The sequence below is a fragment of the Neobacillus novalis NBRC 102450 genome (genome assembly GCF_001591805.1).
Lineage (GTDB): Bacteria > Bacillota > Bacilli > Bacillales > Cytobacillaceae > Neobacillus > Neobacillus novalis.
The window spans coordinates 189391-211738 of record NZ_BCVP01000007.1 but is presented as its reverse complement, the minus strand read 5'-3'; the positions used below and the strand labels follow the sequence as shown (position 1 = coordinate 211738).

Here is a 22348-nt window from a genome sequence, read left to right as displayed (position 1 = left end):
TGGATTTAAAAACCTCATTCCACGAATACCACCTTTTGCTAAGTGAAACTACTTAGCACTTTTAATAGAAGATTATGTGAATGCGTTCACATTTTATCCACAAATTTTACTTAACAAAGGAAGTATTGACATGAAAAAATACCTTTTTATCGCTAGCATCATTCTGGCCATTATGTGTCCTTCGGTTAGCTTTGCTGAGAGTAAAATTTTAAGCATGGAAGAGCTGACGATTCAAGTCATGCCGGAGTTTGCTTATCATCCAAATGATCAAAAGAAGGATCATTCACCGCTGTTAATTGGTTATCAGGGTTCAATGGTAAATAACTCCGATCGGCCGCAAAAAGGACAAATTGAAATGCCGCTGCCAATGGGTGAGAAAAACTTCCGAATTGGCTATGTGGCAGATTACTCAAGCGATTTAAGAAAGACCTATGAAATCGAATATGCCATCGACCGTGATAAAGGAACGATTTCCTGGACAACAAGTGAAGAGATTGGCCCGAATGAACGCTACAAATTTGTTATCGAATTTTATACAGACAGCCTAAAGGTAAATAAGGCTAAGAAGACCTTAGCGTATCAGTTTAAAAGCTTTGCTGACATCGGACTCGTCAATGTTACCTTTACAGAGCCGTCTAAGGCAAAAAAATTCAAGCTCACGCCGGCCCCTGATGAAAACCAGAATCATGGTGAAGCAGCTAACACATTCTCCTATCTTTTCCAAGGAGTAAAAGCGGGTGAAGAAAAAAACTTCACCTTAACATATGAACGCAGCGAAGAGAAGCTGTCCACAGAGGTTTTAAATGATTCAGCTGAAGTGAAAGTAAACGAGAATAAGAAATCCACAAGTATTGCCGTTGGCGCATTTAGCGGGATTAGTGTTCTATCTGTGGCTGCATTGACCATTCTGATAAGAAATCGCAGGAATAGGCAGTAAAAACAAAAGCGCCTTTTGGCGTGATTCAATTGGGATTAAGGTGCCTTCAAGGTTCTTTAATAAATAAATAGAGAGTATTTAGATCATTAATGGGAGGTGAAGTAATGTTTAAAAAGCTTTTGAAGATGAACAAAAAGTTTTTAATTGTGCTGGCCCTGCTTGTCGGCGTATTTTTATCGTTTTCAACAGTCAAAACAATGGCTTACTTGGATTCACCTGGTTTTTGTCAAAACTGTCATACGATGAAATCCGTTTATACGTCATTCGTGGATTCTACACATTCCGATTTACAGTGTAATGACTGCCATTTGCCACACAAGAGTGAAGTCGGGAAGTTATTTTTTAAAGGCCGTGCCGGGATGACACATATTTATTTCAACACACTCGGAACCGATGATATTCCGGATGTAATCCAGGCGACGGACCGCACGAAAGATATCATGAATGATAACTGTATTTCGTGCCACAACAGTACGCTCAGCAATGTATCACATGACGCAAAGGATAAGTGTATATCCTGTCACAAAACAGTTCCGCATGGGAAAGGCTTTAAAGATGATCATTATAATAAGCCACCTAAATCAGGAGAATTATTAGAAAATAAGGGAGGATTTTAAAAAATGGGAAGGATTCGATATGGGGCATATCTTCTCCTGCTGTCATTTGTGTTGATAATCACCGGCTGCTGCAATGATTCCGGTGAAAAAACAGCTTCGGCAGCAGGTAAGAAAACGACAGGCCTTTCAGCAGATGAAATAAGTAATGATGCGTTCAAGGACTTATTTCCGCTTCAATATAACAGCTACAAGAAAAATGAAAAGATGGAAGACACAAAATACAATGGTTCGGTCAAGCGCAGCAAATACGACGCCGATAAAGAACCATTACTGCCAATCCTTTTCAATGGATATGGATTTGCGACCGAATACAATGAAGACCGCGGCCATACGTATGCCTTAGAAGATATTCGCAGTGTTAAACGGATTACTGATAAGTCAGTTGGTTCTTGTTACACATGTAAATCAACGGCTGTTCCAAAAATGATTGAAGAAATGGGTGACAGCTATTGGGGCGCCAATTTCAATAAAGATATCTGGCCAAAAGGCGAAGCGATGGGCCACTCGCCAATCGGCTGTTCTGACTGCCATGACCCGAAAACAATGGATTTACGCGTCACCCGCCCTAGTCTTTTTAAAGCATTGAAAGCAAAGGGGGTCGATGTGTCGAACCCAACGAAAAACGAAATGCGCAGCTATGTTTGCGGCCAGTGCCATGATGAATATTACTTTGCTGCTAAAAATAGTGAAGTTACCTACCCGTGGACAAAAGGTTTTAAGCCTGCAGATATGTATGATTACTATAGCACGATTGCAAAAGAAAACGGTTTTGAGAAAGACTGGATCAGCAATATTTCCGGCACACCGATGTTAAAAGCACAGCATCCTGAATTTGAAACTCACTTATCAGGCACACATGGGAAAGCAAATGTATCCTGTGCCGATTGCCATATGCCATACGAACGTGTCGATGGAAAAAGAAAGATCACCTCACACTGGTGGACTTCACCGCTTAAAACGATGCAAACATCTTGCGGACAATGTCACGGTGACCGTGATTTAGACAAACTGAAAGACCGTGTCATAGAAATTCAAGATGCAAACGTGAAGGGATTACATGATGCCCAAGATATTTCCACTTCAGCCCATTACTATGTAAACAAAATGATTACATCAGGGGTGAGCCAGGAAAAAATTAACCAAGCTCAGGAATTTGTCCGTAAAGGCCAATGGTTCTGGGATATCATTGCCGCTGAAAACTCCGCCGGCTTCCATAACCCGCAAGGATCAATGGATTCCTTACGGATGTCCATTGAGCAGTCTAGCAAAGCGATTCGCCTTGCAACGGAAGAGCTTGTGAAAAAAGGCGTCAACATGGATGAGCTTGACAAGGAAATTGAAAAAGCTAAAAAAGCTGTCTTCGATGAAAAGGTAAACGAGAAGAAGAAAGACCATGCTGTTAATAGTTATTTCCCTGCCCAAGCACCGGTAGTGTCAGCAGTTCCAAAAAAATAGACCCTTTCCATTAGCAGTTCTTATTCGTCCGACCAAGAAGGAATAAGAATTTAGGAAAGAGCCTTGTAATAATTTCTGGAAAACACTGTTTCTCTTTGGGGAACAGTGTTTTCTTGCTTTTATTTTGAATGAATTGGGCTGGAGTGTCAATTTGCGGGGTCAAATGTGGGGTTTGGCGAAATAAATCGTGAAGTTGGCGAAATAAACCCTCGGTTTGGCGAAATAAGCGCCGAGTTTGGCGAGATAAATCCCAAGTTTGGCGAAATAAACCCGAAAATCGTCGGAATCAATCCCCGCCCTAACTGGAAATATAAAAGCATTGCACCCTTACAAAAAAACAGCTAAAATTACCAAGGGAAACAAAATAGTTAATCTTAAAGGAGCGTTTTTCATGCCGCGTGCCTTATGGCTTTTAATCATCGGGATGGCAGTGAATGTAATAGGCTCTTCTTTTTTATGGCCTTTAAATACAATCTATATTCACGATCATTTAGGAAAGTCCCTCTCCATTGCCGGGATTGTCCTCATGCTCAACTCAGGAGCAAACGTCATCGGAAATCTTTATGGCGGCCATTTATTCGATAAAATTGGCGGCTATAAATCTATTATATTGGGAATTGCTATTTCCCTCTTAGCCCTAATCGGCCTATCCATTTGGCATGACTGGCCACAATACGTCGTTTTCCTTACCATCACAGGCTTTGGAACAGGAATTATTTTTCCATCGATGTATGCGATGGCAGGTTCCGTATGGAAAGAAGGCGGGCGTAAATCATTTAATGCCCTTTATGTCGCACAAAACCTTGGAGTTGCAGTAGGTGCATTTCTTGGAGGGATTGTAGCAGCTTACTCATTCCAATTAATCTTCTTAGCCAACACCATCATGTATGTAATCTTTCTACTAATTGCTTTATTTGGATATAAGGGAATCCTGGTAGAGACAGCAATACATGACAATAAAGAAAAAGCGATAAATGTTGTAAAAAACAAAGCAAATCTGCAGGCTTTACTGATTGTTTGCGGTGGGTATTTGCTTTGTTGGGTTGCTTATAGTCAATGGACAACAACCATTGCTTCCTACACACAGGAAATCAACATTTCATTGAAACAATATAGTTTACTATGGGCGATAAACGGGGCCATCATCGTTATTGGGCAGCCACTATTAAATGGCGTGCTAAAGCATATAACGGCTTCACTTAAGGTGCAAATCCTTATTGGAATTGGTATCTTTATCGTTTCATTTTTAGTTGCAGGAAATGCGAGTGCTTTTTCAGGCTTCGTCGTTGCAATGATTATTCTAACAGTCGGTGAAATGTTCATCTGGCCGGCAGTTCCTACCATTGCTTTCGATCTAGCGCCTAAGGGGAGAGAAGGTTTTTACCAAGGAATCGTAAATAGTACAGCTACAGGCGGAAGAATGGTTGGCCCATTACTAGGCGGAATAATAGTAGATCTGTATAGCATGTCCTCATTATTTTTCGTATTGATCGGACTATTCCTAATCGCAATCGTCACCACACTTATGTATGATCGTGGAATAAAAAGGAAAATGGTGTCAGGCACCGTTCGTGGACAAATGTAGCATTTGTCCACGTGGGGAGGACAGTGGGGGAAATCTCCATTGTCTTTTCTTTTGGTTGTTTATAAAGGCGATTTCCTGTCCATCCTGAATTTAGGCGAAAGTTTACTTGCATACCATCGGAAAATTTAATACAATAACCGTAATACTTTTAAATTACAAAAACAGTGATCAGGAGTAGTAATGGTCAATACCCGAACTGTAGAGAGTTGACGGCTGGTGGAAGTCAACGGGGTACATCATGAACTCGCCTTTGAGTTGCAAGCATGAACGAATAGTAATGCTTGCCGTTTTCCGCGTTAAGGATGAATGAAGCGAGTGCATTAGCACTAATGTGGGTGGTACCGCGGGAAGATACATACAATCCTCTCGTCCCTTTTTGGGATGAGGGGTTTTTTATTTTTTTATAGGAGGAAAATGTTATGAGTTTTGACCATCAGCAAATCGAAAAAAAGTGGCAACAGAAATGGGAAACAGAAAAAACATTCAAAACGAGTGAAGAATATGATAAACGTAAATTCTATGCGCTAGATATGTTTCCATATCCATCAGGGGCAGGACTCCATGTTGGCCACCCTGAAGGCTATACCGCAACAGATATTCTTTCCCGCTTAAAGCGGATGCAAGGATATAATGTTCTTCACCCAATGGGCTGGGACGCATTTGGATTACCGGCAGAACAATACGCATTAGATACAGGAAATGATCCAGCAGAATTCACAGCGAAAAATATTGATACTTTCCGTAGACAAATTAAAGCGTTAGGTTTCTCCTATGATTGGGACCGTGAAGTCAATACGACTGACCCGGAATATTATAAATGGACACAGTGGATTTTCTTAAAACTTTTTGAAAAAGGCCTTGCCTATATTGATGAGGTCGCAGTGAACTGGTGTCCTGCACTTGGAACCGTTTTGGCCAACGAAGAAGTTATTGACGGCAAAAGTGAACGCGGTGGCCATCCAGTTGAACGCCGTCCGATGAAGCAATGGATGTTAAAAATCACAGCTTATGGTGACCGCTTACTTGAAGATTTAGAGGAGCTTGATTGGCCGGAAAGTTTGAAAGACATGCAGCGCAACTGGATTGGCCGTTCTGAAGGGGCGGAAGTAACCTTCGCCATTGATGGATATGACGAAACCTTCACTGTTTTCACAACTCGTCCGGATACATTATTCGGTGCAACCTATGCAGTATTAGCTCCAGAACATGCATTTGTTGATAAAATCACGACAGCCGAACAGCGCGCTGCTGTTGATACTTATTTAGATAAAGTGAAGACGAAAAGCGATCTTGAGCGCACGGACTTAGCTAAAGAAAAAACAGGCGTTTTTACCGGTGCCTATGCCATCAATCCTGCCAATGGAGAAAAAATGCCAATCTGGATTGCTGATTATGTATTAGTAAGCTACGGAACGGGTGCGATTATGGCCGTTCCCGCACACGATGAACGCGATTATGAATTTGCTAAAGAATTCGGACTCGCAATTAAGCCAGTTGTCTCCGGCGGCGATGTCGAGAAAGAAGCCTATACAGGTGACGGAGAACACATCAATTCCGATTTTTTAAATGGCTTAAATAAAGAAGATGCCATTTCCAAAATGATCTCGTGGTTAGAGGAAAAAGGTATCGGTACGAAAAAGGTAACTTTCCGCTTACGTGATTGGTTATTCAGCCGTCAGCGTTACTGGGGGGAGCCAATTCCAATTATCCATTGGGAAGACGGCACAATGACAGCTGTGCCGGATGATCAACTTCCGTTGATGCTGCCAAAAACGCAAGATATCAAACCGTCTGGAACAGGCGAATCACCACTTGCTAATATTGCCGATTGGGTAAATGTAGTCGATCCTGAAACAGGCAAAAAGGGTCGCCGCGAAACGAATACAATGCCGCAATGGGCAGGCAGCTGCTGGTACTATTTACGTTATATTGACCCGAAAAATGATCAAGCATTAGCATCACAGGAAAAATTAAATCATTGGTTACCGGTCGATATTTACATTGGCGGTGCCGAACATGCCGTTCTTCACTTGCTATATGCCCGTTTCTGGCATAAATTTTTATATGATATTGGTGTGGTTCCAACAAAAGAACCATTCCAAAAGCTATTCAACCAAGGGATGATTTTAGGCGAAGGCAATGAAAAGATGAGTAAGTCAAAAGGAAATGTGGTCAATCCTGATGATATCATCGACAGTCATGGTGCCGATACCCTGCGCTTGTATGAAATGTTTATGGGACCGCTTGATGCCTCGATTGCTTGGTCGACAAATGGTTTGGACGGTTCCCGCCGCTTCCTTGATCGGATCTGGCGCTTATTGGTGGAAGAGGACGGTTCATTAAGTCCAAAAATCCAATCAATAGATGAAGCATCAAGTTTGGAAAAGGTTTACCATCAAACGGTGAAAAAGGTAACCGAGGATTACGAAGGATTGAGATTTAATACCGCCATTTCACAAATGATGGTATTCATTAATGAAGCTTACAAAGCAACAGTACTTCCTAAGGATTACGTTGAAGGCTTCGTGAAAATGCTTGCACCTGTTTGTCCGCATATTGCAGAAGAACTTTGGAATAAACTCGGGTCTAGCGAAACAATCTCTTATGAGGCTTGGCCTGCATACGATGAAGCAAAGCTAGTTGATGACGAGGTAGAAATTGTTATTCAAGTTAATGGTAAGGTAAAGACGAAGCTTATGGTGCCAACGGATGCCAGCAAAGAGGCATTGGAAGGCATCGCAATGGACGATGACCGCGTCAAGGAACAAATCGAAGGAAAAACGATTCGCAAAGTCATTACGGTTCCGGGTAAACTAGTCAATATTGTGGCCAATTAATTAAATAGAACATCCTCCTGCCAAACTGGGGGATGTTTTTCTGAAGGGATGATTGGGATGGAAGTAATTCAAACGATAACACCAGAAGAGTTACAAAAGAAGCTTGCGGCAGGGGAAAAGCTGGAGCTTGTTGATGTAAGAGAAGATGAAGAAGTAGCGGCGGGGATGATTCCAGGGGCAAAGCATATTCGAATGGGAGAAATTCCTGCTAACTTGGACTATTTTGATAAGGATAAAGAGTATATTTTTATCTGCCGCTCAAGCGCCCGCAGCGGTAATGTTTGCTACTATCTGCAGGATCAGGGTTACAAAGTCCGCAACATGGTAGGCGGTATGATGAACTGGACAGGAGAAACGAAATAACCGATTCCAATTTTGGAATCGGTTTTTCTCTTTCATAAAACTCGTTTATGACATCAATTTTGACTTTTACGACATATTTTTGAGACCTTACGATATATTTTCAGTCATTTACGACACATTTACAGAAACTTACGACATACCCTGGATAATATTTGGAAAAATACAACTTTCCCAGCCCCTCTTTTTTAAAATTCAGAAAAGTTGTCAATAATGATAATAAAAAAAGAGAGGGAGAGTACATTGATCCAGGTGAAATTGTTTGATCGCGAGCATGAGAAGGATTTGGAAAAGGAAATGAATCGGTTTCTGAGAGGGATAGATGAACGGAGTCTGCTAGATATTAAGTATAACGTTGCAGCGATGCCAGAGGAGGAAGAGGAAGAACAGATTTATTGCTTTACAGCGATGATTATTTACAAGGCCTGACAATAGTCAGGCCCGATTTTTGGCAGTTAGAGCAGCATTGGTTCCCGCAAGCCTGCCGGTCACAAGTGCGGAGGTAATATTATAACCCCCTGTATACCCATGAACATCAAGAATTTCACCACAAAAATATAAACCATCCATTAATTTCGAGCCCATCGTTTGCGGTTCAATTTCTTTAACCGACACGCCGCCGCCCGTGACAAATGCCTTTTCGAGTGGAAGTGTGCCGTTAACGTTAATCAGGAACTGTTTGCAGCTTTTAGAAAAACTACGAATTTTTTCATTAGAAATCATGCCGCCCTGCTCGGAAGGGTCGATACCATTTTGTTCTAATAGAAATAGTAAATAACGTTCAGGCAGCAAGCCCTTTAACGTATTCTTAATACTTTTCTTTGGCTCACTTTTTACAAGTCTAACAATTTCCTGAAAAATTTCTTCCTCTCTTTTATCTGGAAGGGCATCGAGGCTCATGGTAACCTCTTTCAATTTCCACTTCTTCATCGCTTTTACAACAAACTGGCTGCAGCGAAGAACCGCCGGGCCGCTGATGCCAAAATGAGTAAACAGCATGTCCATCCGATGGGAGATAATTGGCTTTCCTTTTGGATTCAACACACTTACCTCAATATCGCGCAATGCTAACCCTTGCAGTGCCTTATTTTTGATAAAAGGTTCATTAGACGTGACAGGAACTTCGGTTGGAAATAATTCGGTAATCGTGTGGCCAGCTTTTTTCGCCCAGGCATAGCCGTCGCCGGTTGATCCTGTATGGGGGACCGATTTGCCGCCAACAGCAATGACGATGGCTTTTGCGGCAATTTTCTGGTCATCCTTTAATAGAACAGCAGCTGTTTGTCCATTTTCATAGATGACTTCCGCTACAGGGGAATTTTTGAACACACGAACCTGTAGCTTCTCTAATTGCTCCAAAAGGGCATCGACCACGGATTGAGCTTTATTAGATACCGGGAACATCCGCCCGTGATCCTCTTCTTTTAAGGCAATTCCTAACTTTTCAAAAAAGGCAATAATGTCCTCATTACTAAAAATAGAAAAAGCACTGTATAAAAATTTCCCGTTTCCCGGCAAATGTTTAATGATCTCTTCCACCGGCAGACGGTTTGTGACGTTACAGCGTCCGCCTCCGGATATCGCCAGTTTTCTGCCAAGCTTTTCTCCTTTATCGATTAACAGGACCTTTGCCCCTTTTTCACCGGCGGCAATGGCAGCCATTAACCCTGATGGGCCGCCGCCAATGACGATTACATCGTATTCCATATTTGCACCAACTTTATGTTCATTCATTTTTATCGGTAACCTAATGGTGTTTATACCAATTATTCCATTATAACCATTTCAGCCCGTACTGAAAACAAAACAGATAGTCAACAATTTTTAATAAATTTTTTAGGATTGTTAGTAGCATCAAAAGGAAAAGAGTTGTACACTACAATAGTGTGCAAAAATAGTCGAATTTACTTGATGAGGCGCTTGCGCTTTTCGAAATAGGAAGGGATTTTATGCAGTCTAAGCTTTTAAGAGGAACATTTATCTTAACCTTTGGAACGATCCTATCAAAGGTTATCGGCTTAATTTACGTTATTCCATTTTATCAAATTGTCGGAAAACATGGGACACAGCTTTACTCCTACTCGTATGTCCCTTATACAATTTTTATTAGTGTTGCCACGGCTGGTGTACCGCTCGCAGTGTCAAAGTTTATTTCAAAATATAATGCCCTAGAGGAATATGCCGTTGGCCGAAAACTATTTAAATCGGGAATAATGGTCATGCTATTTACGGGAATTGCAGCCTTTCTTGTCATGTTTTCAGCGGCACCGTTGCTAGCAGAGATGAGTCATCCTGATAAAAAAGACTTGGCAAGTGTTATTACAGTCATAAGATCTGTTAGTTTCGCTTTGATTGTTGTGCCATTTATGAGTTTAATCAGGGGATATTTTCAAGGACATCAATCGATGGGACCGTCTGCTGTGTCACAGGTCGTGGAACAAATCGTCCGGATTATTTTCACGCTTGCCGGTGCCTACGTTGTCCTGAAATTTTTAAATGGAACAATTGTATCTGCGGTTAGTGTCGCAACTTTTGCTGCCTTTATTGGTGCTATCGGCGGCTTGTTTGTTTTATTTTGGTATTGGTACAAAAGAAAACCATATTTGGATCAGCTTTTAGAACATGATAAAGGCAGCATCGATATCTCGTTAAAGGAAATTTATAAAGAGATTTTTATATACGCAGCACCATTCGTGTTTGTCGGGATAGCCAATCCACTCTTTCAATTTATTGACCAATTTACCTTGACAAGGGCTTTGAAGGAAATGGGGATGAATAAGAGTTTTGCGGATGTTGCATTTGGGATATTGAATTTCGAATCACATAAAATAGTTATTATTCCCGTCTCACTCGCGACGGCCTTTTCCTTAACGCTGGTACCAAGCATTACAAAAGCATTTGTTGAGAATGATCGTCAAAGTATGAACCGGCAGTTAAACCAAACATTTCAAGTCTTATTGTATTTAACATTACCGGCCGCGATTGGATTGTCCCTATTGGCCGAACCAGTTTACACAGCCTTTTATGAGCATGATGTACTTGGAACACAAGTATTAGGCGCCTATGCTCCGGTTGCGATTTTATTTTCCTTGTACGCAGTAACAGCTGCCATTCTGCAGGGTATCAATGAACAGCGCTTTACCATCTTAAGCTTACTTGTTGGTTTATTAGTAAAACTCGCTTTAAATATCCCGCTAATAAAAATGTTCGAAACAAGAGGGGCCGTTTTAGCAACAGCACTTGGCTACTCGGTAGCAATTATTATTAATTTGATTGTTATTAAAACGTTTTCGCGTTACCAATTCCGTCTTGTTTGGAGACGGAGCTTACTAATCGTGATTTTTGCAGGATTGATGTGGGCGGGGACAGAGCTTGTCTATAAATTTCTTTCGCTATTTCTTTCACCAGCATCAAAGGGGCAATCGGTCTTGATTATCCTAGTAAGTGCTGGAGCAGGTGCGAGTATCTATTTTTACCTAGGATTAAAATCAGGACTCGTCGACCGATTATTTGGGGACCGGGTTGTTCGCTTAAAGCAAAAATTAAGACTTCGCACCTGAAAATCTTCTTAAAATAAGGGGGATTATCATTGAGAATTGATAAAATGCTGGCAAATCTCGGTTACGGCAGCCGCAAGGAAGTGAAGCAGCTGCTGAAAAGCGGGGCCGTTAAAGTAGATGATGTCGTGGTTAAGGATGCCAAGCAGCACGTCGATACTGCAACACAAACCGTCGCCTTAAATGGCGAAGTTGTTGAATACAAAGAATTCATCTATCTGATGATGAACAAGCCACAAGGGGTATTGTCAGCGACAGAAGATAACTCCTGTGAAACCGTCATCGATTTATTGGAGATGGAGGATCAGGTGTATGAGCCGTTTCCTGTTGGCCGGTTGGACAAGGACACAGAAGGCTTGTTACTAATTACGAATGATGGTCAATTAGCTCATCGTTTGCTTTCTCCGAAAAAGCATGTCCCGAAAACGTACTTTGCGGTGATTGATGGGGAAGTGGACGCGGCAGACGTTGAGGCATTTGCAGAAGGGGTAACCTTGGACGACGGTTATGAAACCAAGCCTGGCGAATTGAAAATCTTGAAATCGGGGATTCGTTCTGATATTGAGCTAACCATCACCGAAGGTAAATTTCATCAGGTGAAAAGGATGTTCGAAGCGGTTGGAAAAAGTGTTGTCTACCTACAGCGGATTTCCATGGGACCTCTGCCGTTGGACGAAACCCTTGAGCTCGGTGAATACCGGGAATTGACCGGCGAAGAAGTAGAATTATTAAGAGATTATCAAGTAAAATAGAGAATTTTTATGAAAAAGCAGCTTAACATAGCAACGGGTTCCGTTTCCTGTCGCAAAACCCGAAAATGCATCCCAATTTGTATTGCATTTTGTATCTGTTTTTGCATTTAAAAATAAATGGCTCAGTTCACTATACTGAGCCTTTTTTAATATCTATTTTTGCTCCCGCCAACCATAAAAGAGCGGACCCAGATGAGGAATCAGCAAGGTTTGAAAAATAAGCGGAGAAATTTCTCTTAATTAGGAAATCACACTGAAAAAAGCTTAAATAGACGGAAGGATTCCGACTATTGACTCGAAAAACGTGAAAATAGGTAATTTTTCTTTGCTTAATCGGAAAGTCTCCGCTTATATCCCCCAAACCAGGCTCATTCTGCGGACTAACCGGAAAATCTCCGCTTTTTTCATTTTTTAGTTATTGATATCCTTTAATATTCAACAAATCTTGCAAGTCAACAATTTCAAAATTCCTTTTTTGCAATTCCTCGATTAAAAGTGGTAAAGCTTTTTTGGTCTCACCTTTATCGGAATCAGAGTGCATTAAGATAATGTCGCCATTTCGAACATTTGCCAGCACATTATTAACGATATTTTTGGAATCCTTTTGTGACCAATCTAAAGTGTCAATTGACCAAAGGACAATGGAATAACCCTCTTGTTTTGAAATCGCTGCTACATCCGTATTCGTATCGCCATAGGGGGTCCGAATGATGGCGGGTTCTTTTCCGGTAACAGATTTTATCGCCTGGCCAGTATCGGTAATTTCCTTGCGAACAGCTTCTTTATTTAACTTCGTTAATTCAAGGTGATGATAGCTGTGGTTTAGGACTAGGTTTCCTTGTTTGAATGCCTCCATAACAACTTCCGGGTGCTCTTTAACTCTACTTCCTATAAAAAAGAAATTTCCCTTAACATGATGGGCAGCTAAAATATCAATGATGGCAGGTGTGATGACTTCATCCGGGCCATCATCAAATGTTAGGGCAACTTTCTTTTTATTTGGGCCATTAATAAACACATTTTCTTGATTTTTCGCAAAAAGAACAATATCCTTCCGCCATTTCTGCATCGATGCCCATGCTGAGTCGGTTAATTTATTTGATGATCCTTTAATATCTAGAATATAATCACCTGTCGATTCTGCGCGTTTAGGATTAAAAACGGAAATATGATCGATGGTCTTGCTGCTTTTCGGAATGATTATTTTTAATTGAATGTCATGGCCCGTCCCATAAACATATATATTTTCATTGTTGTTGTTCTTTATCTCTGCTGGCTGTCCGAATGCCTTTACAATCATCTGCTCGGATACATCCTTCATATCACTCGCATAAGAGCGGACATCGAAAATTTCGCCTGCCTTGTTGTAACCTAGAACTATTTTCTTTTTATTAAAAGTAGCATAGAAGCCAAGACCTGCTTGATCGACTGTATCGGGATCACCCCATTCCGTTTTTACCTGTTCCATAATGCTATCAAGTACATTAAATGGACAGTCCTTAACCGTTCCTTTCTTAGCCAAATCCATGATTTCAGTAAGCAGCTGTGAAGTGGGTCGGTTTACTTCCTTAGGCTGTATGGCATTTTCTTTTGGTGGTAGGTTCTTACTGTCGTGTGGTTTTTCAGAAACACATGCTGTTACTATGATGGAAGAAAAGAACAGAATCATCCACAAGGTTTTCTTCACAATCCAATCCTCCTTAAATTTCTTGCCTTTATCATAACAAAAACATCATTAACATCTAAATTATTTTTAAAAAAATTAAAAAGGACAAAGCATGAAGCCTTGTCCTTTAAAACGCTATTGTATTTATTATGCATTCAGGAATGATTTTAACATCCAGTTATGTTTAGTAAGTTTGCCAATTAGGCCGAGGAACATATCGCTGGTAACTTCGTCGTTATTTTGTTCGGCGACTTCCATTCCCGTTTTTAATTCAGTAATGATTAAAGAAAAGTCATTGACCACTGCCTGAACCATCTCTTCTGCTGTTAATTTATCATTTGATTCTTCAATCGTTGCTAATTGAAGCGATTCTTTTAAAGTGGAAATCGGGCTGCCGCCATTAGCTAGTAATTGTTCTGCGAATTCATCGATTGTGGCAGCTGCTTCATTATAAAGTTCTTCAAATTTTACATGTAAGGTAAAGAAGTGAGGTCCTTTCACATACCAGTGAAACTGATGTAATTTCGTGTATAATACGGTCCAGTTTGCAATTTGTTGATTAAGTACTTGTTCGAGTGTCATGTAACATTCCTCCTAATTTCTTATCTAAATTAATTATATCATATATTATTTTATAATCAATACTAAATTATAATTATTATAAATAAGATGGTTATTCGTGTTGTTCTTCAAAAAAATCATATCCGCCAATATTTTTAATCCTGAATTTTGACCGTTTTCGTCTGCAATCCACAAATCCCTTTGCTAATCCGCGAGGTCCTTGAATCGCAGCCATGTTAACTTACGAGCTGTCGGCAAGTAAATGGGGAGTAATCACCGTAATCCTTAGGTGGATGGGTAATTTCACCTCATTTTTAATTTCTTCAATAATGGGTGAAATATTATGAAAAAAAGCAAAGTATCTAAATTTGATACTTTGCTTAGAAAATCTCTTCCAATGAAACCTCTAATCCTTCTAAAACCGCTGACTTCAATATTCCTTTTTCCTTTAAGACATCCAATTGCTGATATTGACCTTCTGAGTCTAAAACATAAGCTTGGATAGTATTTAGCATTGGGTTGATAATCCAATATTCTCTAACACCGTATTGCATATAAAGGTTCAACTTAAAGACTAAATCATGAGACTGATTGGAAGGGCTTAATATTTCCATGATTAATGCAGGAGCACCGACATACCTATTCTCCGTCAACCCGCTTTTATCGCATATCACAGATAAGTCAGGGATGATGATTTTGTTCCCTTCCATATTTTCGCGATGGAGTTCGATATCAAACGGTGCGGGGAATACTTCGCAACTTTTTCCTTCCAAAAAATGGAACAGTTTTACATGGAGCCGGCTCGAAACGCGTTGATGTTTTGTAGAAGGTGAAGGTGACATAAACACATTGCCATCGATGTATTCGATTAGTTTGTCCGTTTCTTCACGCATTTTATAAAATTCTTCAAGTTTTATCAGATGATCTTGAGGTAAGCTCATTGGTACACCTACTTTCAAGGGGATACTATTAGTATAACACCAATTTTTGGTTTATCAGTCCAGTAAAGCGTTCTTTTTGAAAAAATAAGTAACCAGGTATAACAATGGGTACTATAAAAGCTAAATAGGTTTAGGCTATGAAGGGGGAACTGTCATGAAACTTACACACGAGCAGGCGATTGAATTACACGGCTTTAATAACTTAACGAAGTCGTTAAGCTTTAATATGTATGATATTTGTTTCACACGGACAAGGGAAGAGCGGGAAGCTTATTTAAACTATATTGATGAAGAATACAGTGGGGAAAGATTGCAGAAAATTTTACGGCATGTCTCAGATATCATTGGTGCCCATGTTTTAAATGTGGCCAGCCAAGATTTTGAACCTGCTGGGGCAAGTGTTACATTGCTGGTATCGGAAGGGCCTGTGGCAAATGCTCCTTCAGAATCATTCGAGGAATCTCCTGGTCCGCTTCCCGAATCAGTGGTGATGCAGTTGGATAAGAGCCATATCACTGTTCATACCTACCCGGAATTCCACCCTGATGAGGGGATTAGTACGTTTCGGGCAGATATTGATGTCTCAACTTGCGGTGAAATTTCGCCGCTTAAGGCACTTCATTATTTAATTCGTACATTTGAAACCGATGTGATGACAATCGATTATCGTGTCCGTGGTTTTACAAGAGATAAATCGGGACACAAGCTTTTTATCGACCATGAAATCAATTCCATTCAGAATTACATCCCAGAAGACGTGAGCGAATTATTCGATATGATTGATGTTAATGTTTATCAGGAGCATATTTTTCACACAAAATGCAAGCTGCGCGAATTCGATTTAAATAATTATTTGTTTGGCTATACAAAAGACAAGCTAACTCCGGATGAACATATTGAAATAACAGAGAGATTAAAGTTAGAGATGGATGAAATTTTTTATGGGAAAAATATTGTTTAATAAAAGAGCGCGGGTGTTAATGCGCTCTTTTTGTTTATCCATTTAACAAATGATGGAGCATTCTATTTTTATCGACGAAAAATTGTTTCATGATTTGATAATGATTGGTTTCCTCAAGACGGCGCTCGTTAATACCTTCCTCAGAGAACTCAAAAATCCTAGCCTCTGGATATGCCATGATGATCGGCGAATGGGTAGCAATGATAAATTGAGAATTCTCGTTCACTAAATCATGGATCCTCGTCAACATCGACATTTGCCGCAGCGGCGAGAGTGCGGCTTCCGGTTCATCTAAAATGTATATTCCATTGCCGCCAAAACGGTGAAGAAACGTCGCAAAGAAGGCCTCGCCGTGTGACTGCTCATGAAGGGAAACTCCTCCAAAGGAATCAATAACTCGAGGACCGAACCCCTCACGATCTAATTCCTCAATGTTAGAAGCAACATTGTAAAAGCTTTCCGCCCGCAAGAAAAACCCATCCCTCGGTTTTTCAATCCCTTTGATTACTTTAAGATAGTCTCCAAGCGGTGAATGTGAATCATAGGTTGAAAAATTAAAATTGAACGATCCGCCTTCAGGATTGAAGCCTAACGCAGTTGCTATCGCTTCTAATAAGGTTGATTTACCCATCCCATTTTCCCCAATTAGGAAGGTTACATTTGGATGAAAGCTTAATTCATCTAAAGTTTTCAAGCTAGGAAGGTTAAAGGGATATTTTTTAAAAGAGGGGATTTCCTCTCTCTTTAATTTGATGCTTCTTACAAATTGTTCATTAAAAAGCTCCATAAATTACTACCTCATTACGATTTTTAATAATTATAACACCTTCCCTTGATTGTCTACAGGATGTTACTTGATTTAACAGATGAATATTTTCATAGCTTATCCCATACATTGAAGTGATATGATAATGGGGGGATATCTATGCAATTTTACTATGGTCCGCAAATGCCACTGCGAATTTTAGATGAGGCTGAATTTTGGAAGCATCAAGAAGAGGAACATACAGTAGTAATTAGAGAGCTGGTCTCAGGACTGGAGCCTGAGTTTGTCGATGCCTTGAAAAAGTGGGAACAAGCCCTTGGGGAAACGCACCAGCAGGTTGTAAGATTTATAGAATCTGTGATTCGCTCTGGTTCCCAAGTATCGGACCAATTGTATCAACAGGTGCTACAGCTTGTTACTTATTGCTTACAGGAAAGTGAGTCTTTTATTCAATTATGTGAACAGATTAAAACACATAGTCAAGCTGTAAGCGGTAATCATACTGCAAAAGTGGTTTTAAATCATATTATTCGCGAATCTGAGTACTTTGTCGGAATTGCTCATGCACTATTATCTAGCGGGCAATAAACATATTTTTTGAATGAAAAGCTATGTTTACGGTGACTTTACTTAATGTGAAGTCACCTTTTTAATGCTTGACATGAAACCAAAAGGTGTTATATTATTTAAATGCGCAACCAAATAGTTTCGTATTTTATTAAAAGAGGAGCATTCATAATGGAAAATCAAACTCAAACATTGCCTGATATTCGATACACACTAGTGTATAATGCACCAATTACAAAAGTATGGAACGCTGTAGCAACATCAGAAGGATTAGCCGCCTGGTTCATGCCAAATGATATGGAACCAGTTGAAGGGCACGAATTTCACCTAAACGCAGGCCAATTTGGAATGTCCCCATGTAAGGTAACGAAAGTCGACCCGCCAAATAGCCTTTCGTTCAATTGGGGCAAGGATTGGACACTAACGTTTGAATTAAAAGAGCTCGATGGAAAAACTGAATTTACTCTTATTCATAGTGGTTGGGATGCTGCCAAAGTTACAGAATTTGGTGCTCCACATACTCCAATTCGCGACAACATGAATCAGGGCTGGGCAGGACTTGTACAAAAATTGCAAGGATATGTTGAGGCGTAAATGGCTGCTTCTTCAGCAAAGCATGATGTCTTTCAAGCCATTGCTGATCCAACAAGGCGAAAGCTGTTGAAACTTCTCAGCAGTGAAGAAATGCCCGTAACCGTTATTAGCGGACACTTCCCGATAAGCCGGACTGCGGTGTCCAAGCATTTGCGTGTATTAGCAGATGCAGGACTAGTTAAGGAGCGGAAAGTCGGCCGGGAAACAAGGTACAAGCTTGAGCCGCAACCACTGTATGAATTAAAAGATTGGCTCCAATTTTTTGAATTATATTGGGAAAATAAACTTGGCGCGCTAAAACGTTTAGTGGAGTCAGATGAGCAAGATCTCTAAATATAAGGAAAGATACCTGAGCCAGGCTAATCGCCTGGCTTTTTGCCTGCCTAGGTTGGTGGTCGGAACCGTTGGCAGGTGGACTTTAATTATTTTGCTTTAATTGATGTTACCATTAAACCTGCCTATCTAGTAGAACAAACTAATATTCATGGTTAGAGAAAACAACAAGCCAGCAAGAATTTTGCTGGCTGTTTCTTAGGCGGTTAATTAAGTAACTACAGTTTTTTTTATAAAAAACGAAACGATGATTAAAAAGCCAATGGTTACAATGCTAACCGAAGAACCGATGACGTTATTTGAATTTAACAAAAATCCGATAAAGATTACGCTCAAAGATAGAATAGCGAAAATGGTCGTATATGGGAACCATTTCACCTTAAAAGCAGGTTGATGATTGTAAAGCGGTCGCAGTTTTAACTGTGCGGCACAAATACTAATCCAAATGAACATGACGGTAAAACCTGGAATTGTCATGAGATAACCAATTACCTCACTTGGAGTCAGGTAGGCTAAGTAAAGGCCGGCTAAAATACAGACACTCGTAATGATAATCCCTGTTAAAGGGATTCCCTTTGATGATACTTTTGCTAACTCTTTAGGAGCAACACCGCTTTGTGCCATTGAAAACAACGTTCTTGATGTGGCATATATTCCGGAATTTGCGGCCGAAAGTACAGCTGTCAACAGGACAAAGTTCATAATATGGGCTGCGCCGGGCAATCCAGTGCTGCTGAAAACCTGAACAAACGGACTGTCTGCACCTGTGACTTTGTCCCAAGGCATGATGCCGCAAATAATGAGAATTGGTAAAATATAAAAAATAATAACGCGCCAAACAGCACCCTTAATAATCGTTGGCAGAACCCGTTCCGCATCTTTTGTTTCTGTTACAGCTACCCCGATTAATTCTGCTCCGCCATAGGAAAACATGACAACTAAAAAGGCGCTAAACGTTCCAGCGATTCCGTGCGGGAAGAAGCCACCATGTGCTGTGTAGTTTGAAAATGGATCGTGTACAGTACTAGGAATCATACCAAAAAGAAGAAAGCAGCCCAAAATGATAAAGGCAACTAAGGCAATAATCTTAATTCCGGCAAACCAAAATTCCATTTCCCCGTAATATTTTACTTGAAATAAATTAATACCAACGATGACAACCGCGCAGAGAAAGCTAAGAATCCATAACGGGATCGAAGGAAACCAGAATTGCAGGAAGCTTCCCGCTGCTAATAGTTCAACGACGGTTACGATAATCCAGTTAATCCAGTAAAGCCATCCGACGAGAAAGGAAATCTGGAAGCCAAATGCTTTGTTTACTAGATGCTGCACATTTAAATTTGGAAAGGCTAAGGCCATTTCCCCTAAGGCAGCCATAATAATAAATAGCAAAAGCCCGCCAATTAAATAGGCAACGACGACACTTGGTCCGGCAATATTTAACGTGTCAGAGCTCCCTTTAAAAATCCCTGTTCCAATCATGCCTGCTAAAGCGATGAACTGAACATGCCGCGGCAATAACCCCTTTTTTAATTCCTGCTGATTGTTTTTCATGATGACCAACTCTCTCTTCCACTTAGACGCTTTTAAGTGATAAAGTATTTTTATATTAATATAGCATAAATCAAATGGCTGTCAATTAGAATTAATGATTCCCCATTTGTTTTTTGAAAAATACAAAATAGCACGCGATTGGCTCGCGTGCTATTTCTATGTTTATCTTCAGATTTTGTTGTAGGTTTTAAGATGACAACTTCACTTTCTTTTGTGTTGTCTTCCATTTTCCGCGGCTTGGGCTTATGACCAAGTCATTATAGGCTAAGACATTTAAATCTCGTTGTATGGTGCGAGGAGTGATACCAAATTCCTCTACAAGTTCTTGGGTCGTGACAGTGCCGTTATTGCGAATAAACATGTAGATACATTTGATGCGGTTTAACATCCGGTTAGTTGAAGGTTTCAAAGAACCACTCCCTATCCTTTTTTCAAACCTATGGCAAAATCCTTCTACTGACAGCCTGTTTGAAGAATACTCTTCAAGAATATGTAGTTTTCTTTTCCGCGCAGCCATCTCCTTTTTGTTGGATGGAATGAAGTGAGAACTTATTGTCTACCTCTAACCATATTGTACCCACAATTTTCAAAAATTTCTACCACAATAGTAAGAAATTAAAATAAACTTAACAATCTTTTACAAAAATAGGTGGCTTCATCCCCTTTTTTATTATTCTCATACTACACGTTATGGTGTTGAATGTTTGTTTTATGATAAATTGTTTGAATTTTTAGTAAAAATATTTCCTTTATTTTTGCATAATCGCAATTTTATAAAGAAGTGCAAGAAAAATTGCTTAGCTATTTGCAATAATGATATTGTAAAAGATGGATAAATATCTTGATTAGGGGGTTAATAAAATTGGCACAGATTAATTGGATCAGTGAAGTGGAAAAACGAAAAGAGACCCTTATTAACGACACACAGAATTTATTACATATTAAAAGTCTTTTGGATGAAGAACATGCAGAAGCTGATGCACCGCTCGGGAAAGGTGTAAAAGAGGCACTGGATTTTATGCTTGAGCTCGGTGAAAAGGATGGGTTTACCCAGAAAAACGTCGGAAACTTGGCGGGGCATCTTGAGTTTGGTGAAGGAAAGGAGCTGCTCGGAATCCTTTGCCATGTGGACGTCGTTCCAGAAGGTGATGGCTGGACAAGTGATCCTTTTGGAGCGGAAATACGCGATGGGAAAATTTTTGCCCGCGGCGCGTTAGATGACAAAGGACCGACAATGGCTGCGTATTATGCAATGAAAATTGTTAAAGAGCTTGGTCTGCCGCTTAAGAAGCGTGTTCGGATGATTATAGGCACCGACGAAGAAAGCAATTGGCGCTGTGTGAAGCATTATTTTGAGCATGAAGAAATGCCGGCGTTAGGATTTGCTCCAGATGCTGATTTCCCAATCATTAATGCAGAGAAAGGAATTGCTGATTTTGATATGGTTCAGAAAGAGTCAGTCCAGGATTCCACCGTGGCAAATGTAGAAGTCGAGAGCTTTGTTTCCGGGAAACGCTACAATATGGTCCCAGACCATGCCAAAGCTGTCATTTTGGTTAAGGAAAATCAAAATGAAGTGGTCGAACAATTTATCACCCACATGAAGCAATATGAGCTGGAATATAGTTACCATGCTGAAAATGGAAAATTAATTTTAGAAGTAATAGGCGTTTCGGCACATGGGATGGAACCGAGAAATGGGAAGAATGCCGGTTTGTTTTTAGCTGAATTTCTATCTAAACTCAGTTTGGATGCAAAGTCAGCCCATTATTTCCAATTCGTAAACCGCTATTTCTTTAACGATTCAAGAGGTGTAAACCTGGGAGTGGCTTATTCTGATGAAATTTCCGGAGACTTAACGATCAACCCTGGAAAACTGGCTTATTCTAAAGAGTCTGGCGGCAGGATCGGGATGACCTGTAGATATCCTGTAACAAACAAAATGGAAGAAACGAAGGAAAAGTTGGATGCGCTGTTACTCGATGAAGGATTTGCGATTGAAAACTTTTCTGATTCTAAACCGCATCACGTCGATGAAAAAGAATTTCTAATTCAAACCTTGAAAAGGGTATATGAAGAGCAAACAGGTGAAAAGGCGGAATTGATTGCAATTGGCGGCGGAACATACGCCCGTTCGCTGAAAGCAGGAGTGGCCTTTGGTCCGTTATTTCCCGGAAGACCAGATATCGCCCATCAAAAAGATGAATATATGTATATTGAAGATTTACTAAGAGCTACGGCCATTTACGCACAAGCTATTTATGAATTGGCCAAAACAGAATAAATAATTCAAAGGGGAAATGGG

General features: G+C 40.3%; 21 protein-coding genes and 1 other annotated feature. Of the genes, 14 read left to right on the top strand and 7 right to left on the bottom strand.

Annotated elements, in window-relative coordinates; all coding sequences use genetic code 11:
- The first annotated feature begins 130 nt into the window (after positions 1–130).
- The 7 genes from BANVL01_RS05590 to BANVL01_RS05555 all read left to right on the top strand — a co-directional run bounded on the left by BANVL01_RS05590 (position 131) and on the right by BANVL01_RS05555 (position 8220).
- Positions 131–937, top strand: coding sequence for a hypothetical protein (locus BANVL01_RS05590; RefSeq protein WP_066090995.1), 807 nt, complete (start codon positions 131–133; stop codon positions 935–937).
- Positions 938–1041: 104 nt separating this feature from the next.
- Entirely contained in the window at positions 1042–1554 is a 513-nt protein-coding gene (locus BANVL01_RS05585; protein WP_066090992.1) for a NapC/NirT family cytochrome c, read from the top strand.
- A gap of 3 nt (positions 1555–1557) precedes the next feature.
- Positions 1558–3009, top strand: a complete 1452-nt coding sequence (locus tag BANVL01_RS05580) for an ammonia-forming cytochrome c nitrite reductase subunit c552 (RefSeq protein ID WP_066090989.1) — start codon at positions 1558–1560, stop codon at positions 3007–3009.
- 391 nt (positions 3010–3400) lie between these two features.
- On the top strand, positions 3401–4594 hold the full coding sequence (locus BANVL01_RS05570; protein WP_066090982.1) for an MDR family MFS transporter: 1194 nt from the start codon (positions 3401–3403) through the stop codon (positions 4592–4594).
- Positions 4595–4749: 155 nt separating this feature from the next.
- Positions 4750–4971, top strand: a binding site (T-box leader).
- A 42-nt stretch (positions 4972–5013) separates the two neighbouring features.
- On the top strand, positions 5014–7431 hold the full coding sequence (gene leuS, locus BANVL01_RS05565; RefSeq protein ID WP_066090979.1) for a leucine--tRNA ligase: 2418 nt from the start codon (positions 5014–5016) through the stop codon (positions 7429–7431).
- A 57-nt stretch (positions 7432–7488) separates the two neighbouring features.
- Positions 7489–7794 (top strand): rhodanese-like domain-containing protein, encoded by a 306-nt coding sequence (locus BANVL01_RS05560; protein ID WP_066096856.1) that lies wholly within the window; start codon positions 7489–7491, stop codon positions 7792–7794.
- 240 nt (positions 7795–8034) lie between these two features.
- A complete protein-coding gene (locus BANVL01_RS05555; RefSeq protein ID WP_066090976.1) occupies positions 8035–8220 on the top strand; it encodes a sporulation protein Cse60 in 186 nt (61 codons plus the stop codon).
- Positions 8221–8226: 6 nt separating this feature from the next.
- On the opposite strand, the gene BANVL01_RS05550 is transcribed toward BANVL01_RS05555, so the two are convergent.
- Positions 8227–9498: a BaiN/RdsA family NAD(P)/FAD-dependent oxidoreductase gene (locus BANVL01_RS05550; RefSeq protein WP_066096852.1), complete on the bottom strand. Its 1272-nt coding sequence runs from the start codon at positions 9496–9498 to the stop codon at positions 8227–8229.
- A gap of 242 nt (positions 9499–9740) precedes the next feature.
- On the opposite strand from BANVL01_RS05550, the gene BANVL01_RS05545 reads away from it, so the two are divergent.
- Together BANVL01_RS05545 and BANVL01_RS05540 are read left to right on the top strand one after the other, a co-directional pair.
- Positions 9741–11351 carry a putative polysaccharide biosynthesis protein gene (locus BANVL01_RS05545; RefSeq protein WP_066090973.1) on the top strand — a complete coding sequence of 537 codons (1611 nt, stop codon included), beginning with the start codon at positions 9741–9743 and terminating at the stop codon, positions 11349–11351.
- Positions 11352–11380: 29 nt separating this feature from the next.
- Positions 11381–12100 (top strand): 16S rRNA pseudouridine(516) synthase, encoded by a 720-nt coding sequence (locus tag BANVL01_RS05540; protein WP_066090970.1) that lies wholly within the window; start codon positions 11381–11383, stop codon positions 12098–12100.
- 415 nt (positions 12101–12515) lie between these two features.
- On the opposite strand, the gene BANVL01_RS05535 is transcribed toward BANVL01_RS05540, so the two are convergent.
- From BANVL01_RS05535 to BANVL01_RS05525, 3 genes are all read right to left on the bottom strand, one after another.
- On the bottom strand, positions 12516–13787 hold the full coding sequence (locus BANVL01_RS05535) for a polysaccharide deacetylase family protein (protein ID WP_066090967.1): 1272 nt from the start codon (positions 13785–13787) through the stop codon (positions 12516–12518).
- Positions 13788–13913: 126 nt separating this feature from the next.
- Complete coding sequence (locus tag BANVL01_RS05530) at positions 13914–14348, bottom strand: Dps family protein (protein ID WP_066090964.1); 435 nt, start codon at positions 14346–14348, stop codon at positions 13914–13916.
- Positions 14349–14707: 359 nt separating this feature from the next.
- The gene (locus BANVL01_RS05525) at positions 14708–15268 is read right to left on the bottom strand and encodes a Uma2 family endonuclease (protein WP_066090961.1); all 561 of its coding nucleotides are present in this window, start codon (positions 15266–15268) and stop codon (positions 14708–14710) included.
- A gap of 154 nt (positions 15269–15422) precedes the next feature.
- On the opposite strand from BANVL01_RS05525, the gene speD reads away from it, so the two are divergent.
- A complete protein-coding gene (speD, locus tag BANVL01_RS05520; protein ID WP_066090958.1) occupies positions 15423–16229 on the top strand; it encodes an adenosylmethionine decarboxylase in 807 nt (268 codons plus the stop codon).
- Between the two features lie 34 nt (positions 16230–16263).
- On the opposite strand, the gene BANVL01_RS05515 is transcribed toward speD, so the two are convergent.
- The gene (locus tag BANVL01_RS05515; protein WP_066090955.1) at positions 16264–17016 is read right to left on the bottom strand and encodes an AAA family ATPase; all 753 of its coding nucleotides are present in this window, start codon (positions 17014–17016) and stop codon (positions 16264–16266) included.
- A gap of 138 nt (positions 17017–17154) precedes the next feature.
- Here BANVL01_RS05515 and BANVL01_RS05510 point away from each other — a divergent pair, with 138 nt between their 5' ends.
- From BANVL01_RS05510 to BANVL01_RS05500, 3 genes are all read left to right on the top strand, one after another.
- The gene (locus tag BANVL01_RS05510) at positions 17155–17583 is read left to right on the top strand and encodes a DUF2935 domain-containing protein (RefSeq protein WP_066090952.1); all 429 of its coding nucleotides are present in this window, start codon (positions 17155–17157) and stop codon (positions 17581–17583) included.
- Positions 17584–17733: 150 nt separating this feature from the next.
- Positions 17734–18156, top strand: a complete 423-nt coding sequence (locus tag BANVL01_RS05505; RefSeq protein ID WP_066090949.1) for an SRPBCC family protein — start codon at positions 17734–17736, stop codon at positions 18154–18156.
- Positions 18157–18489 carry an ArsR/SmtB family transcription factor gene (locus BANVL01_RS05500; protein WP_066090946.1) on the top strand — a complete coding sequence of 111 codons (333 nt, stop codon included), beginning with the start codon at positions 18157–18159 and terminating at the stop codon, positions 18487–18489.
- A gap of 210 nt (positions 18490–18699) precedes the next feature.
- On the opposite strand, the gene BANVL01_RS05495 is transcribed toward BANVL01_RS05500, so the two are convergent.
- Positions 18700–20043 (bottom strand): amino acid permease, encoded by a 1344-nt coding sequence (locus BANVL01_RS05495; RefSeq protein WP_066096846.1) that lies wholly within the window; start codon positions 20041–20043, stop codon positions 18700–18702.
- A 187-nt stretch (positions 20044–20230) separates the two neighbouring features.
- Entirely contained in the window at positions 20231–20452 is a 222-nt protein-coding gene (locus BANVL01_RS26550; protein ID WP_082804873.1) for a DeoR family transcriptional regulator, read from the bottom strand.
- 453 nt (positions 20453–20905) lie between these two features.
- Between BANVL01_RS26550 and pepV the strand changes: the two genes are divergently transcribed.
- Positions 20906–22327 carry a dipeptidase PepV gene (gene pepV, locus BANVL01_RS05490; protein ID WP_066090941.1) on the top strand — a complete coding sequence of 474 codons (1422 nt, stop codon included), beginning with the start codon at positions 20906–20908 and terminating at the stop codon, positions 22325–22327.
- Positions 22328–22348 lie beyond the last annotated feature (21 nt).